General features: G+C 62.7%; 12 protein-coding genes. 6 read left to right on the top strand and 6 right to left on the bottom strand.

The window, feature by feature from the left end; all coding sequences use genetic code 11:
• Positions 1-20: 20 nt before the first annotated feature.
• Positions 21-1,100 carry a polyamine ABC transporter substrate-binding protein gene (locus H040_RS02580; protein ID WP_027920254.1) on the top strand — a complete coding sequence of 360 codons (1,080 nt, stop codon included), beginning with the start codon at positions 21-23 and terminating at the stop codon, positions 1,098-1,100.
• 117 nt (positions 1,101-1,217) lie between these two features.
• Here H040_RS02580 and H040_RS02575 read toward each other — a convergent pair whose 3' ends face one another.
• The gene (locus H040_RS02575; protein WP_027920255.1) at positions 1,218-2,801 is read right to left on the bottom strand and encodes a peptide chain release factor 3; all 1,584 of its coding nucleotides are present in this window, start codon (positions 2,799-2,801) and stop codon (positions 1,218-1,220) included.
• 555 nt (positions 2,802-3,356) lie between these two features.
• Between H040_RS02575 and H040_RS02570 the strand changes: the two genes are divergently transcribed.
• Genes H040_RS02570 through H040_RS02555 form a run of 4 tightly spaced genes read left to right on the top strand, consistent with a single transcriptional unit; the run spans position 3,357 to position 6,802 of the window.
• Positions 3,357-4,070: an ABC transporter permease gene (locus H040_RS02570; protein ID WP_027920256.1), complete on the top strand. Its 714-nt coding sequence runs from the start codon at positions 3,357-3,359 to the stop codon at positions 4,068-4,070.
• Positions 4,071-4,083: 13 nt separating this feature from the next.
• Positions 4,084-4,998, top strand: a complete 915-nt coding sequence (locus tag H040_RS02565; protein WP_027920257.1) for a glycine betaine ABC transporter substrate-binding protein — start codon at positions 4,084-4,086, stop codon at positions 4,996-4,998.
• Complete coding sequence (locus H040_RS02560; RefSeq protein WP_027920258.1) at positions 4,995-5,648, top strand: ABC transporter permease; 654 nt, start codon at positions 4,995-4,997, stop codon at positions 5,646-5,648. Before H040_RS02565 ends, H040_RS02560 begins: the two co-directional genes overlap by 4 nt.
• The gene (locus H040_RS02555; protein ID WP_027920259.1) at positions 5,645-6,802 is read left to right on the top strand and encodes an osmoprotectant ABC transporter ATP-binding protein OsmV; all 1,158 of its coding nucleotides are present in this window, start codon (positions 5,645-5,647) and stop codon (positions 6,800-6,802) included. The genes H040_RS02560 and H040_RS02555 overlap by 4 nt, the downstream gene beginning before the upstream one ends.
• Positions 6,803-6,923: 121 nt before the next feature.
• Here the strand turns inward: H040_RS02555 and H040_RS02550 are convergent, their stop codons facing one another.
• From H040_RS02550 to H040_RS02540, 3 genes are all read right to left on the bottom strand, one after another.
• Entirely contained in the window at positions 6,924-9,353 is a 2,430-nt protein-coding gene (locus tag H040_RS02550; protein ID WP_027920260.1) for a TonB-dependent siderophore receptor, read from the bottom strand.
• A 107-nt stretch (positions 9,354-9,460) separates the two neighbouring features.
• Positions 9,461-10,423, bottom strand: coding sequence for a FecR family protein (locus tag H040_RS02545; RefSeq protein ID WP_027920261.1), 963 nt, complete (start codon positions 10,421-10,423; stop codon positions 9,461-9,463).
• A gap of 20 nt (positions 10,424-10,443) precedes the next feature.
• Positions 10,444-10,929, bottom strand: coding sequence for a sigma-70 family RNA polymerase sigma factor (locus tag H040_RS02540; protein WP_027920262.1), 486 nt, complete (start codon positions 10,927-10,929; stop codon positions 10,444-10,446).
• A gap of 506 nt (positions 10,930-11,435) precedes the next feature.
• Here H040_RS02540 and H040_RS02535 point away from each other — a divergent pair.
• Positions 11,436-12,599 carry a type III PLP-dependent enzyme gene (locus H040_RS02535; RefSeq protein ID WP_025337787.1) on the top strand — a complete coding sequence of 388 codons (1,164 nt, stop codon included), beginning with the start codon at positions 11,436-11,438 and terminating at the stop codon, positions 12,597-12,599.
• 157 nt (positions 12,600-12,756) lie between these two features.
• Here the strand turns inward: H040_RS02535 and H040_RS02530 are convergent, their stop codons facing one another.
• Both H040_RS02530 and H040_RS02525 read right to left on the bottom strand, forming a co-directional pair.
• A complete protein-coding gene (locus H040_RS02530; RefSeq protein ID WP_027920263.1) occupies positions 12,757-13,506 on the bottom strand; it encodes a tetratricopeptide repeat protein in 750 nt (249 codons plus the stop codon).
• A gap of 3 nt (positions 13,507-13,509) precedes the next feature.
• On the bottom strand, positions 13,510-14,190 hold the full coding sequence (locus H040_RS02525) for a Fe2+-dependent dioxygenase (RefSeq protein ID WP_027920264.1): 681 nt from the start codon (positions 14,188-14,190) through the stop codon (positions 13,510-13,512).
• Positions 14,191-14,284 lie beyond the last annotated feature (94 nt).

Here is a 14,284-nt window from a genome sequence, read left to right as displayed (position 1 = left end):
CAAAGCAAGGTAAACCCGACATGCGCACGCGCCTTCTCGCTCCCCTGATGCTGGCCGCAAGCTTCGCCAGCGCCGCCGAAACGGTGAAGATCTACAACTGGTCCAGCTACGTCGCGCCCGACACGCTGAAGAACTTCCAGCAGGCCAGCGGCATCGTGCCGACCTATGACGTGTACGACAGCAACGAGACCCTCGACGGCAAGCTGATGACCGGCAACTCCGGCTACGACGTGGTGTTCCCGTCCAACCACTTCATGGCCCGGCAGATCCAGGGCAAAGCCCTGAAGCCGCTGGACAAGTCACAGCTGCCCAACTGGCACAACCTTAACCCAGTGCTGATGAAAGCGCTGGAGGTCAACGACCCCGGCAACCAGTACGGCTTCCCGTACCTGTGGGGCAGCACCGGCATCGGCTACAACATCGACAAGGTCAAGGCAGTGCTCGGCGACAATGCGCCGGTGGACTCCTGGGACCTGATCTTCAAGCCCGAATACATGAGCAAGCTCAAGAGCTGCGGCGTGGCGGTGCTGGACAACGGCCCCGAACTGCTGCCGATTGCTCTGCACTACCTGGGCCTGCCGCACCACAGCCAAGACCCGAAGGACTACGAAAAGGCCAAGGACTTGTTGATGAAGGTGCGGCCATATATCAGCTACTTCCATTCGTCCAAGTACACAGGAGACCTGGCCAATGGCGATATCTGCGTGGTGGTCGGCTTCTCGGGTGACGTCTTGCAGGCGAAGAACCGTGCCGATGAAGCGAAGAATGGGGTGAAGGTGGGGTATTCGATCCCCAAGGAAGGCGCGCCGATGTGGTTCGACATGGTAGCCATGCCAGCCGATGCGCCGGACGAAAAGGCCGGGTATGCCTACATGAACTACCTGCTGCAGCCGGAGGTGATGGCCAACATCAGCAACCATGTGCAGTACGCCAACGGCAACCTCAAGGCTGACGCACTGGTGGACCCTGCGATGAAGGGCAATACGATGATCTACCCCAGTGACGAGGTGATGGGCAAGTTGTATGCGCTGGAGGCGATGCCGGCCAAGATCGACCGCATTCGTACGCGGATCTGGACCAGTATCAAGGCAGGAAACTGAGTGCCGCCGTAACGCGGTCACTGTGGGTGCGGGTTCACCCGCGAATGCGTCGGTGAATTCAACATCGCATTCGCGGCTAAACCCGCTCCCGCAGGGGTCAGATGCAAGCTTTCCGAATCAGTGATGCTCGCGGGTGGCGCGGAACTTGATGTCCGGCCAGCGCTCTTCCATCAGCGCCAGGTTGACCCGGGTCGGCGCCAGGTAGGTCAGGTGACCGCCACCGTCGATGGCAAGGTTTTCCATGGCCTTGTTCTGGAATTCCTCGAGCTTCTTCTTGTCGTCGCAAGCGATCCAGCGGGCCGACCACACGGTGATCGGCTCGTAGGCGCACTCCACCTTGTACTCTTCCTTCAGGCGGCTGGCGACCACGTCGAACTGCAGCACACCGACCGCACCGAGGATGATGTCGTTGCTGCGCTCCGGGAAGAACACCTGGGTCGCGCCTTCTTCGGCCAGCTGCTGCAGGCCCTGACGCAGCTGCTTGGATTTCAGCGGGTCCTTGAGGCGCACGCGGCGGAACAGCTCCGGAGCGAAGTGCGGGATACCGGTGAAGCCCAGCGCCTCGCCTTCGGTGAAAGTGTCGCCGATCTGGATGGTGCCGTGGTTGTGCAGACCGATGATGTCGCCGGCATAGGCCTCTTCCAGCTGCTCGCGCTCGGAGGAGAAGAAGGTCAGCGCATCGCCGATGCGCAGGTCCTTGTTCAGGCGTACGTGGCGCATCTTCATGCCCTTCTCGTACTTGCCCGAGCAGATACGCATGAAGGCGATGCGGTCACGGTGTTTAGGGTCCATGTTCGCCTGGATCTTGAACACGAAACCGCTGAACTTCTCTTCCACAGGCTCGACGGTCCGCTCGTGGGCCACGCGGCTCAGCGGGCGAGGTGCCCAGTCGACGACGGCATCGAGCACGTGATCGACACCAAAATTGCCCAGCGCGGTACCGAAGAACACCGGGGTCAGCTGGCCATTGATGAACTCGTCCTGGTCGAACTCGTGGCAAGCGCCCTGCACCAGCTCCAGCTGCTCGACGAACGAGTCGTACTGGTCGCCGAGGTGCGCGCGGGCCTCATCGGAGTCCAGCTTCTGGATGATCTTGGCTTCGGTGCGCTCGTGGCCGTGGCCCGGGGTGTAGACGATGATGTAGTCGCCGGTCAGGTGATACACACCCTTGAAGTCGCGGTAGCAACCGATTGGCCAGGTGATCGGCGCGGCCTTGATCTTCAGCACCGCTTCGATCTCGTCGAGCAGTTCGATCGGGTCGCGGATGTCACGGTCGAGTTTGTTGATGAAGCTGACGATCGGCGTGTCGCGCAGGCGGCACACGTCCATCAGGGCGATGGTCCGTGGCTCTACACCTTTACCGCCGTCGAGCACCATCAGCGCCGAGTCCACCGCGGTCAGGGTGCGGTAGGTGTCTTCCGAGAAGTCTTCGTGGCCGGGGGTGTCGAGCAGGTTGATCATGTGCTCGCGGTACGGGAACTGCATCACCGAGGTGGTGATGGAGATGCCGCGCTGCTTCTCCATTTCCATCCAGTCGGAGGTGGCGTGGCGGTCGGACTTGCGCGACTTCACGGTACCGGCGACGGCAATGGCCTTGCCCATCAGCAGGAGCTTCTCGGTGATGGTGGTCTTACCGGCGTCGGGGTGGGAAATGATTGCGAAAGTGCGGCGCTTCGCGACTTCGGCGGCCTGGTTGGTCATGGGAAATCGCCTGACTGGGGGATTCAAAAAGGGGCGATATCATACCTGAAGTTCGGCCTGGACCAAAACTGGAGGAATCAGTGGTGCCTGTGGCGGCCTCTTCGCGGGTACACCCGCTCCCACACGATGGACTGCCTCTCCAGCCTTGTGCAGTACCCGTGGGAGCGGGTTTACCCGCGAAGAGACCAGCACAGGCAAACATTTTCGGCAGACAATCGCTTTATCACGACAAAATGCCACAGGGCAGTTATTTCAACGCCTGCAGCGCATTAACCCGCTGTTTTTTGTCGCCATGTTTCGACTCAGCCAGTGATTAACACTGGCCAAATGCCGCATCAGATGGGAACCTTTACGCCCACGGAGACGTCCACTCCCCTGCAACCCGCTTCGGTTGGGGACTGGTTTCATCAGCATTTTCGGGCCCGACGGGGTTCGGCTCATGGCCTGAACGCAGCCTTCAGCTGCCTCACGCCGCTACTCGCGAACACACCACCCGCCGCCAGGATTGGCCGGCTACCAAGAAGTGTGCTCGCCGACAACACAAGGAGTCCGCCTGTGGCTACACGCTACGGAAAAGGGCTGTTGGGATGCGCCACCGTGCTCGTCATCCTGGCCCTGCTGATCCACTGGATCGGCATCGACACGATCGCGCGTTATCGCGACGATCTTGGGTTCTACCTGCAAGCGCACCTAGTGCTGGTGCTGGCTTCGATGGCGGCGGCGCTGGCCGTGGGCATCCCCGCCGGCATTGCCTTGAGTCGACCGCACCGGGTCGACAAAGCCGAGCGCTTCATGCAGTTCTTCAACGTTGGCAACACCATTCCCCCCCTGGCCGTTCTGGCCATCGCCCTGAGTATCCTGGGCATCGGCGCCGGGCCTGCGATCTTCGCGCTGTTCCTCGCCTCCCTCCTGCCCATCGTGCGCAACACCTACGAGGGCCTGAAAAACGTCCCCGCCTCGCTCAAGGAAGCCGCCACCGGCATCGGCATGACCCCGCGCCAGCAACTCTGGCAGGTGGAGTTGCCCAACGCCGTGCCGATCATCGTCGGCGGTGTGCGCGTGGCCCTGGCGCTTAACGTCGGCACCGCACCGCTGGCCTTCCTGATCGGCGCCAACAGCCTGGGTAGCCTGATCTTCCCCGGCATCGCCCTGAACAACCAGCCACAGCTGCTGCTCGGTGCCGCCTGCACCGCCCTGCTGGCGCTGGTACTCGACGCGGCGGTGAGTTTCTCCAGCAAGCGCTGGCTGGAACGCGGCCTGGTTGGATAACGAGAGGGAACGTATGAGCAAGAGATTTGCCTTGCTGCTGGGCGCGGCCCTGCTGTTCGCAGGATTTGCCCAGGCAGCGGAAAAACCGCTGATCCGCATCGGCGCGCGGGTGTTCACCGAACAGACCGTGCTCGCCGAAATCACCGCGCAATACCTGCGTGCCAATGGCTTCGACGTGCGCGTCACCAGCGGCCTTGGCAGCAGCATCGCGCGCCAGGCCCAGGAAACCGGGCAGCTCGACCTGATGTGGGAATACACCGGCGTGTCGTTGGTGTCGTACAACCATATCGACGAACGCATGCCCAGTGCCGAAGCTACCTACGCCAAGGTCAAGGAGCTGGACGCGAAGAAGGGCCTGATCTGGCTGACCCCGTCGAAATTCAGCAACACCTACGCGCTTGGCCTGCCCAAGCAGGTCGCCGAAGCTTATCCACAGATCAATACGATCAGCGACCTCAACCAGGTGCTGCGTGACGAAAGCCAGCGCAACCACCTGGTGGCACTGGACACCGAGTTCGCCAACCGCCCGGATGGCCTGGTCGGCCTGAAGGAGATGTACGACCTGCAAGCGGGCCGCGCCAACATCCGCCAGATGGACGCCGGCCTGGTCTACACCGCCATGCACAACAACCAGGTGTTCGCGGGCCTTGTGTACACCACTGACGGCCGCCTGAGCGCGTTCAACCTCAAGCTGCTGGAAGACGACAAGCACTACTTCCCCGACTACACCGCCGCCCCGGTGGTGCGCAAGCAGGTGCTCGACGCCCACCCGAAACTGGTCGGCCTGCTCAAGCCACTGGCCGAGCAGCTCGATGACGAAACCATGCGCCAGCTCAATGCCAAGGTCGACGTCGAACACCAGAACCCGACCACGGTGGCCGCCGCCTTCCTGCGTGAGCACCCAATGCCTAGCGAGGTACAGCCATGAGCCTGCTCGACACATTCGCACACCTCGACTGGGCCCAGGTGCTGCAGCTGACCTGGCAGCACATCATGCTGGTCGGCGTGGCCGTGAGCCTGGCGATCATCGTCGGCGTGCCGCTGGGCATCCTGATGACCCGCTTCCCGGCCGTCGCAGGCCCATTGCAGGCCAGCGCCACGGTACTGCTGACCATCCCTTCCATCGCCCTGTTCGGCCTGCTGCTGCCGTTCTACTCCAAGTTCGGCCAGGGCCTCGGCCCGCTGCCGGCCATCACCGCCGTGTTCCTTTATTCACTGCTGCCGATCCTGCGCAACACCTACCTGGCCCTGACCAACGTCGAGCCCGGCATCCGTGAAGCGGCGCGCGGCATCGGCATGACGTTCGGCCAGCGCCTGCGCATGGTCGAGCTGCCCATTGCAGTGCCGGTGATCCTTGCCGGCGTGCGTACCGCCGTGGTGATGAACATCGGCGTCATGACCATTGCCGCCACCATCGGCGCTGGCGGCCTGGGCGTGCTCATCCTCACCTCCATCAGCCGCAGCGACATGTCGATGCTGCTGGTCGGCGCCGTACTGGTCAGCCTGCTGGCGATCATCGCCGACCTGCTCCTGCAAACCCTGCAACGTGCCCTGACTCCAGAAGGACTGCGCTCATGATCGAATTGAAGAACCTCAGCAAAACCTTCAACGTCAACGGCAAGGACGTCAAAGCCGTCGACTCGGTAAGCCTCACCGTCAATGAAGGTGAAATCTGCGTGTTTCTCGGCCCATCGGGCTGCGGCAAGAGCACCACGCTGAAGATGATCAACCGCCTGATCACGCCTACCTCCGGCCAGGTGTTCATCAATGGCGAAGACACCAGCGCGCTGGACGAAGTGACCCTGCGCCGGCACATCGGCTACGTGATCCAGCAGATCGGCCTGTTCCCCAACATGACCATCGAAGAGAACATCACCGTGGTCCCGCGGCTGCTCGGCTGGGACAAGCAGAAGTGCCACGAGCGCGCCCGTGAGCTGATGCACATGATCAAGCTCGAACCCAAGCAGTACCTGCAGCGCTACCCGCGGGAACTGTCTGGTGGCCAGCAACAACGCATCGGGGTGATCCGCGCGCTGGCGGCGGAAGCACCGGTGCTGCTGATGGACGAGCCGTTCGGCGCGGTCGACCCGATCAACCGCGAGATGATCCAGAACGAGTTCTTCGAGATGCAGCGGGCGCTGAACAAGACCGTGATCATGGTCAGCCACGACATCGACGAGGCGATCAAGCTGGGCGACAAGATCGCCATCTTCCGCGCTGGCAAGCTGCTGCAGCTGGACCACCCGGATACCTTGCTGGCGCACCCGGTGGATGACTTCGTGAGCAACTTCGTCGGCCAGGACAGCACGCTCAAGCGCCTGCTGCTGGTGCGCGCCGAGGATGCGGCGGACAACGCGCCGTCGGTGAGCCCCGAGACGCCGGTGAGCGATGCACTGGAGCTGCTCGATGAGCACGACCGCCGCTATGTGGTGGTGACCGACGGGCAGAACAAGGCGCTGGGTTATGTGCGCCGGCGCGACATGCACCGCCAGCAAGGCACCTGCGGCGACTTCCTGCGGCCGTTCAATGCCACGGCGTCGCATGATGAGCATCTGCGCATCCTGCTGTCGCGGATGTACGAGTTCAACCGGGCGTGGTTGCCGGTGCTGGATGCCGAGCAGGTGTTCCTGGGTGAGGTCACCCAGGAGTCGATTGCGGCCTACCTGAGCTCGGGGCGTTCGCGCGGGGCCAAGACCAGCATTGTTTCGCCGGCTGAGGCGGTGGCCTCCTAGAAAGCTGGGGGCGCTTTGCGCCCCTTTCGCGACACAAGGCCGCTCCTACAGAGAAACGCGATCCCCCGTAGGAGCGGCCTTGCGTCGCGATGGGCCGCAAAGCGGCCGCAACAATCTCCAGTCAGAACCCTATGCTGGCCTGTACATAGAAGGTCCGCGGCTCACCCACATAGAGGCCGGCATTGTTATCGCTGGAGCGCGTGAAGTACTGCTTGTCGAACAGGTTCTTCACCCCCGCCGCCAGCTTCAGGTTGGACATGTCCGCCCCAAACGCATACCCGCCACGGGCATGCCAGGTCACGTAGCCCGGAATGTCGCCATACTGCCCATCAGCACTTGGCTCGGTGATGTAATCGCCGTTGAAACTGCCATCGGCATTGATCCCGGTCCCTGGCGCACGCTGCTTGGACTGGGCGTAAGCATCCAGATTCCAGGTCCAGCGGTTGATCGCATAGCGCACCCCGGCGGTGGCCACCTGGCGCGAATAGAACGGCAGGTCACGGCCCTTGAAACCCGGGATATCCCCTTCATACGTCGCGCGGGTGTAGGTATAGCCACCGCTCACCGACAGCCCCTCCAGGCGCGGGTCCAGCCCGGCCAGGTCATAACGCACGGAGGCCTCGATACCTTGGTGCTGGGTCGCACCGAGGTTGGTCCAGCCCACATCGTTGCTGATGTACTGCAACTCGTCATCGAAGTCGATGTAGAACGCCGTCAGTTCACCGGCGAAACCGCCGTTGTCATAGCGCGTACCCAGCTCGTAGGTCTTGGCCTTCTCCGGCTCAAGGCCGTTGGCCGTGCTGTTGCCGGTGCCGCCCTGGCCCAGCTGGAAGTACTGCAGGCTGCCGAACGAGGTCTCATAGTTGGCGAACACTTTCCAGGCATCGGAGATGTGGTACATCACGCTCAGCGCCGGCAGCGGCTCGTTGCTGGTGATGCTGCGGTTCTTTTCCGGTACCGGCTGGCCATTGGTGCCAAGCACCGGGCGGTCGCGCCAGTCGGTATTGATGTGCTCGAAGCGAATGCCCGGGGTGATGGTCCAGTTGCCGACATCGATCTTGTCGTCGATGTAGTAGGCGCTGGCTTCGGTGCCGCCGCTGCGGTCCTGGAACACGTGGCCGTCGGAAGTCGGCGTGGGCGTCGGTACGTTGTCGATCAGCGCCAGGCGGGTCGACTGCTCGCGCATGGCTTCTTTCAGGTAGCGATAACCGACGCTGACTTCCTGGGTGGTGGGGCCGGCGAAGAAGATCCGCGACACCCGTGGCTCGATGGCGAAGGTGTGGTAGTTGCGCGGGTAAGTCGACAGGGTCTTCATGTCACGGGCGGCGATGGCGCTGCCACGGAAGCTGTCGGTGTAATAGGTCAGCACTTCGAACTGGGTGGCATCATCGAGCTGGCGCTGCCACTTGAACGACACGTCCTTGCGCCGGCCGGCGAAGTAGTCGTAGTCGCGCAGCGACTGGTACGGGTTGCTGTCGTACTGGGCCTGGGTCAGGCCGCCGGGCATGTCGGCACGGCCATCGTAGTAATGGAAATTGAGCCAGAACTCATCAACGTCGGTCGGCGCCCAGTGAGTCTTGAGGATGACGTCGTCGATGTCGTTGCCGTTGTTGCTTTCCCGGTAGCCATTGCCATTCACGCCGGTGTACAGCAAGGCCACGCCCATGCCGTTGTCGGCAGTACCGCCGACGAAGGCAGACTCGGTGTGTTTCCAGCCGCCGTGCTGGGAGGTTTCCAGCGTGGTGGACAGTTCAGCCGAGGCTTTTTCGGGGATCGCGCGGGTGACGAAGTTGATCACCCCGCCGACGTTCTGCGGGCCATAGCGCACCGAGCCTGCACCGCGCACCACGTCGATGCTGTCGAGGTTACCCGAGGAAATCGGTGCCATCGACAGCTGCGGCTGGCCATAGGGCGCAAAGGCCGCCGGAATGCCGTCGATCAGCACGGTCGAGCGCGGCGACAGGCGCGAGGTCAGGCCACGCACGCCAACGTTCAGCGACAGGTCACTGCCACCGGTACCGTTGCTGTCCTGCACCTGCACGCCAGGGATACCGCGCAGCACGTCGCGCACGTTCATCGCCCCCTTCTCCACCATCGCTTCGCGGCGCACCACGGTGCGCGCGCCAGGGTGGTTCTGCACCACGGCCTGGTCGGCATCGCCAAGCCAGTCACCGACCACCTTCACGTCGGTGGGCGCCAGCTCCAGGCTGCCGGGGGTGAGCGTGCCGGCCGGCTGGGCCGGCTTCACCACCACCGTGTCTTCGGACTTCTCATAGGTCAGCCCGCTGCCCTGCAGCAATTGCTGCAGGGCCTGCTCGGGAGCCACGTTGCCGGACACGGCCGGGGCCTGCTTGCCGGCTACCTGTTCAGGGCTGAAGAACAGTTGCAGATTGGTCTGCTGGCCCAGTTGGCTCAGCGCCGAGGCCAGTGGTTGCGCCTGGATCTGGATCGCACGGCCGGCCTGCTCGGCCTGGGCGTTGACGGCTGCGGTGCTGACCGCCAGGGCCAGCGCCAGGGCGCTCAGGCGTGGAAAGGGTTTGTTGTTGTTCACGTCGTCGAAACATCCTGAAGAAGGAGTAAACGCCAACTGCATGCAAATCGAAATGCTTGGCAGTTGCAGCTGGCGGGGAAGACGAACGAGCGGAAAAAAACCTGAATCTATTTCGCGATTATTTCGCGGGAGCCGTCTTCGTGGGCTTTGATCGCCACCGGCAGGATGCTCGGCAAGGCGCGCAGCAGAGCGTCTGTGTCGTCGATGCTGAAGGTGCTGGACAGGCGCATCTGGGCAACCTTGCCAGGTGCCACGCGCAGTGGCTGGGCGCGGTAGCGCGACACTTCGGCCACCACGTCGGCAAGGCTGGCGTTGTCGAACACCAGCTTGCCCTGGCGCCAGGCAGTCAGTGTGGCGGCGTCGACCGCATAAGGTGCGGCAACCTGGCCGTGTGCATCAATGTAAGCGCCCTGGCCCGCGCCCAGCTGTGCCAATGAAGCATTGCTGCCCTGAACGCGCACCGATCCCTGCTCGACCGCCACCCGGGTAGCGGCCGGGTCCAGGCGCACATCGAAGCGGGTGCCGGTCACGGTCACGTTGCCTTGGGCGGTCTGGACCACGAACGGGCGGCTGCTGTCGTGGGCGACGATGAACATCGCCTCACCTGCGTTCAACCGAATGTGTCGGTGGCCTGGGCTGAAATCGACTTGCAGCTGGGTGGCCCCATTGAGCTCAAGGTGCGAACCATCTGGCAGCTCGACCTGGCGACGCTCGCCGAGGGCAGTCTGCAGGCTGCCCTGGTGATTGAGTTGCTGGTAGTGCCAGCCCGTCCAGCCCAGCCCCAGCGCCACCAGCGCCACACAAGCCGCCAGCGCCTGGCGCAGCAGGCGCCGCCGCGGCAACTGGCGCACCGGGGCCGGCTCGCACAGCGCTTCGAGGCGCTGGCGCGGGATCAACTCTGCCGCACTCCACACCGTGGCCAGGGCATCGTACTCGGCACGATGGCTGGGGTCGGCGGCAAGCCACAGACGTAACTGCTTTTGCAGCGCGGCATCGCGCGGCGCGTCCTGCAGGCGGACGAACCATGCGGCCGCCTGCTCGCGGACGGTCTCGGAACCGTGCTGTTTCATGGAAAAGGTCTCCTGACTCATCATGCCGACACATCCAGGTGCTCACGCAGATGCCGGAGCGTGCGAATCATATACTTTTCGACCATGTTCTTGGTCAAACCCATGCGCTCGGCGATCTCGGCCTGGCTCAGCCCTTCGAGCTTCTGCCAGACGAACACCCGGCGGCAGTTCAGCGGCAACTCGGCCAGCGCCCGCTCGACGCTGTCGGCCAGCTCCAGGGCATGCACGTAGGCTTCCGGATCGTCGCTGGCGGCCACGCCTTCGTCGAAGGCTTGCAGCGCCAGCGCCTGGCGCCGGTCCTCGCGGCGGAAACCGTCCACGGCGATGTTGCGGGCGGTCTGGTGAAGGTAGGCGCGTGGCTGCTCGACCTGCTCGCGCGGGTTTTCCAGCACCCTTACAAAGGCATCGTGGGTGAGGTCCTCGGCCTGCTGACGACTGCGCAACTTGCGCGTCCAGGTGCCGATCAGCTCATGGTAGTGGTCGAGGAAGCCTTTGTGTCCGGACACGTTCGGGGTCGTCAGGGAGGCGGATGAGGGTGCGAATAGTAATGTTTCTCATCAAAACCAGCAAATCCGCCAGTCGGTAACAAAAAATTTATTGTCATTTTCATGTACGCCAGTGCCAGGCAAATGTGGCCATAAATATGAACACCACAGCCCCTTTCGCGGGCAAGCCCGCTTCTACAGCGATCGTGCGATGCCTGTAAAAAGGGGCTCGCCTGCCAAGCGGTCAAAACGCTCCATTCCACAATTTTTTACGCTTGAAACACTGCGGGGAACATCAGGTGGTCACGTGAGTCGGTTATTCAACGGGTAGGGTGCCGATCCACGACGATCGCACCCGGATTGCCTGTTGATTCTGCATTCTTCACGCCCTAAAGTGCGCGCCGAACGTCCATGCTGGAAACGATCCATCCGGCTCAAGTACTGAGTAGGCGAACCAAAGTGGGGATACGGAGGACGTTCAGTTTGCAGCCACTTAATCTTTCAGTTTGCCCATGGAGTCCCTGAGCATGTCGATCCAGGTCGAAGACTATTTCGCGCGTGACACCTTCCAGAAAATGAAGGCGTTCGCCGACAAGCAGGAAACCCCGTTCGTACTTATCGACACCCAGATGATCAGCCAGGCCTATGACGACCTGCGCGCTGGTTTCGAGTTCGCCAAGGTGTACTACGCGGTCAAGGCCAACCCGGCCGTCGAGATCATCGACCTGCTCAAAGAGAAAGGTTCGAGCTTCGACATCGCCTCGATCTACGAACTGGACAAGGTCCTGGGTCGTGGTGTCAGCGCCGACCGCATCAGCTACGGCAACACCATCAAGAAGTCCAAGGACATCCGCTACTTCTACGAGAAGGGCGTGCGCCTGTATGCCACCGACTCGGAAGCCGACCTGCGCAACATCGCCAAGGCCGCGCCGGGCTCGAAGGTCTACGTGCGTATCCTCACCGAAGGCTCGACCACTGCCGACTGGCCCCTGTCGCGCAAGTTCGGTTGCCAGACCGACATGGCCATGGACCTGCTGATCCTTGCCCGTGACCTGGGCCTGGTGCCTTACGGCATCTCCTTCCACGTTGGCTCCCAGCAGCGCGACATCAGCGTATGGGACGCGGCCATCGCCAAGGTCAAGGTGATCTTCGAGCGCCTGAAAGAAGAAGACGGCATCGAACTGAAGCTGATCAACATGGGTGGTGGCTTCCCGGCCAACTACATCACCCGCACCAACAGCCTCGAGACCTACGCCGAAGAGATCATCCGCTTCCTCAAGGAAGACTTCGGTGACGACCTGCCGGAAATCATCCTCGAACCAGGCCGTTCGCTGATCGCCAACGCCGGTATCCTGGTCAGTGAAGTGGTACTGGTCGCGCGCAAGTCGCGCACCGCTGTCGAGCGCTGGATCTACACCGACGTGGGCAAGTTCTCCGGCCTGATCGAAACCATGGACGAAGCCATCAAGTTCCCGATCTGGACCGAGAAGAAAGGCGAAGCCGAAGAAGTGGTCATCGCCGGCCCGACCTGTGACAGCGCCGACATCATGTACGAGAACTACAAGTACGGCCTGCCGCTGAACCTGGCCATCGGTGACCGCCTGTACTGGCTGTCTACCGGCGCCTACACCACCAGCTACAGCGCAGTGGAATTCAACGGCTTCCCGCCGCTGAAGGCTTACTACCTGTAACGCAAAACGGGGCCGAAAGGCCCCGTTTTCGTTTGTGCTTTCCTGTGCCGGCCTCTTCGCGGGTAAACCCGCTCCCACAAGCCCCCCCACAGTTCTCAAGGCCTGTGCAGAACCTGTGGGAGCGGGTTTACCCGCGAAGAGGCCGGCACAGGCGACATCAATCTTCGCGCCGAGCCAGCTCTTCAGCATAGCTTCCGGCAAAGGCCATCAACACCGGCCCGCCCCCCTGCAAGGTCACCAAAGCACTGCGCAGGAAGTTCAGGTTGCCCTCAACCTTGGCTTTCTCCAGCCAGGTCCCGGCCTCCAGCATCTCGCCTCGCTCGGTCAATACCATCGCCAGGCTGAACATCCCGCGAAAATCCCCCGCCTCGGCCGAACGCCTGTACCAACGTACCGCCCGCACTGGGCTCGGCGCGGTGGCGATGCCATGCTCCAGGTAACGCCCATACAGGTTCATCGACTTGGCATGGCCCATTTGCGCGGCCTTCTCGTAACAGGTCAGCGCCTGCGCCTGATTGGCCGGCAGCCCGCGCCCGGTGGCCAGCAGGTTGCCCAGGTTGTACAGCCCCCAATCCAGCCCGGCATCAGCTGCCCGAGCATAATGAATGGCCGACTGCGCCAGGTTCACCTCGCCACCCCAGCCATGCTCCAGGCAACGACCGAGCATGTTGTGCGCCATGGCACTGCCGCCCTGTGCGGCAATACCGAACCAGCGCCGGGCAACACCGGCATCCTGCTCGATGCCACGGCCATCGAGCAAAATCTGCCCGAGCAGCAATTGCGCCTCGACCATGCCCTCCCCCGCGGCCGCCAGAATCGCCTGGGCCGCCTTGCCGGGGCTGTGTTCCAGCATGGCCTGCAGGCCGGCAGCATCCACCACTTCTTCACGACGCAGTTGATAAGACATGGCTCAGACCTCGGCCCAGCGGCGCAGCAGGTTATGGTAGGTACCGGTCAGTTGCAGCAACGACGGATGGTCCGGCACGTCGGCAGTGAGTTGCTGGATGGCATTGTCCATTTCGAACAGCAGCGCCCGCTGGCTGTCCTCGCGCACCAGGCTCTGGGTCCAGAAGAACGCGGCGTAACGCACGCCACGGGTCACCGGGTTGACCTTGTGCAGGCTGGTGCCGGGGTACAGCACCAGGTCACCGGCTGCCAGCTTGACCTGTTGCACCCCGTAGGTGTCCTGGATCACCAGCTCGCCGCCGTCGTAGCTATCCGGGTCGCTGAGGAACAGCGTCGAAGACAGGTCGGTGCGCACCCGCTCCGCACTGCCCTTGGGCTGGCGCAGGGCATTGTCGATGTGGAAACCGAAATTGCCGCCCTCGCGGTAGCAGTTGATCAGCGGCGGGAACACCTTGTGCGGCAAAGCCGCCGACATGAACCGCGGGGTTTGCCACAAGCGGTCGATCAACGCGCTGCCAATTTCCTTGGCCAGCGGGTGCCCTTCCGGCAGCTGCAGGTTGTGCTTGGCCTTCGCCGACTGGTAACCGGCAGTGACCTTGCCGTCGGCCCAGTCGGCCTGCTCCAGCGCTTCGCGGATACGGGCCAGCTCATCGGCGTCGAACAACCCTGGAATATGAAGCAGCATGGCGGCGGCACCGTTAAGATCTGTAAAGGCGTCAATGATATTGATTCCCTTTTACGCTACACAAGCCCTGGTTGTGCCTTAGACGATTCAGCGT

This window comes from Pseudomonas sp. URMO17WK12:I7 (assembly GCF_003269045.1).
GTDB lineage: Bacteria > Pseudomonadota > Gammaproteobacteria > Pseudomonadales > Pseudomonadaceae > Aquipseudomonas > Aquipseudomonas putida_J.
Note: the sequence above shows the minus strand (reverse complement) of the source record. Positions and strands in the feature narration are given on the sequence as shown.

What these genes read in the sequence shown, in the direction of transcription:
- H040_RS02545 (WP_027920261.1), bottom strand. Translation starts at nt 10,423, where the DNA reads ATGAAACAGCACGGTTCCGAGACCGTCCGCGAGCAGGCGGCCGCATGG.
- H040_RS02525 (WP_027920264.1), bottom strand. Translation starts at nt 14,190, where the DNA reads ATGCTGCTTCATATTCCAGGGTTGTTCGACGCCGATGAGCTGGCCCGT.
- H040_RS02580 (WP_027920254.1), top strand. Translation starts at nt 21, where the DNA reads ATGCGCACGCGCCTTCTCGCTCCCCTGATGCTGGCCGCAAGCTTCGCC.
- H040_RS02530 (WP_027920263.1), bottom strand. Translation starts at nt 13,506, where the DNA reads ATGTCTTATCAACTGCGTCGTGAAGAAGTGGTGGATGCTGCCGGCCTG.
- H040_RS02565 (WP_027920257.1), top strand. Translation starts at nt 4,084, where the DNA reads ATGAGCAAGAGATTTGCCTTGCTGCTGGGCGCGGCCCTGCTGTTCGCA.
- H040_RS02575 (WP_027920255.1), bottom strand. Translation starts at nt 2,801, where the DNA reads ATGACCAACCAGGCCGCCGAAGTCGCGAAGCGCCGCACTTTCGCAATC.
- H040_RS02555 (WP_027920259.1), top strand. Translation starts at nt 5,645, where the DNA reads ATGATCGAATTGAAGAACCTCAGCAAAACCTTCAACGTCAACGGCAAG.
- H040_RS02535 (WP_025337787.1), top strand. Translation starts at nt 11,436, where the DNA reads ATGTCGATCCAGGTCGAAGACTATTTCGCGCGTGACACCTTCCAGAAA.
- H040_RS02560 (WP_027920258.1), top strand. Translation starts at nt 4,995, where the DNA reads ATGAGCCTGCTCGACACATTCGCACACCTCGACTGGGCCCAGGTGCTG.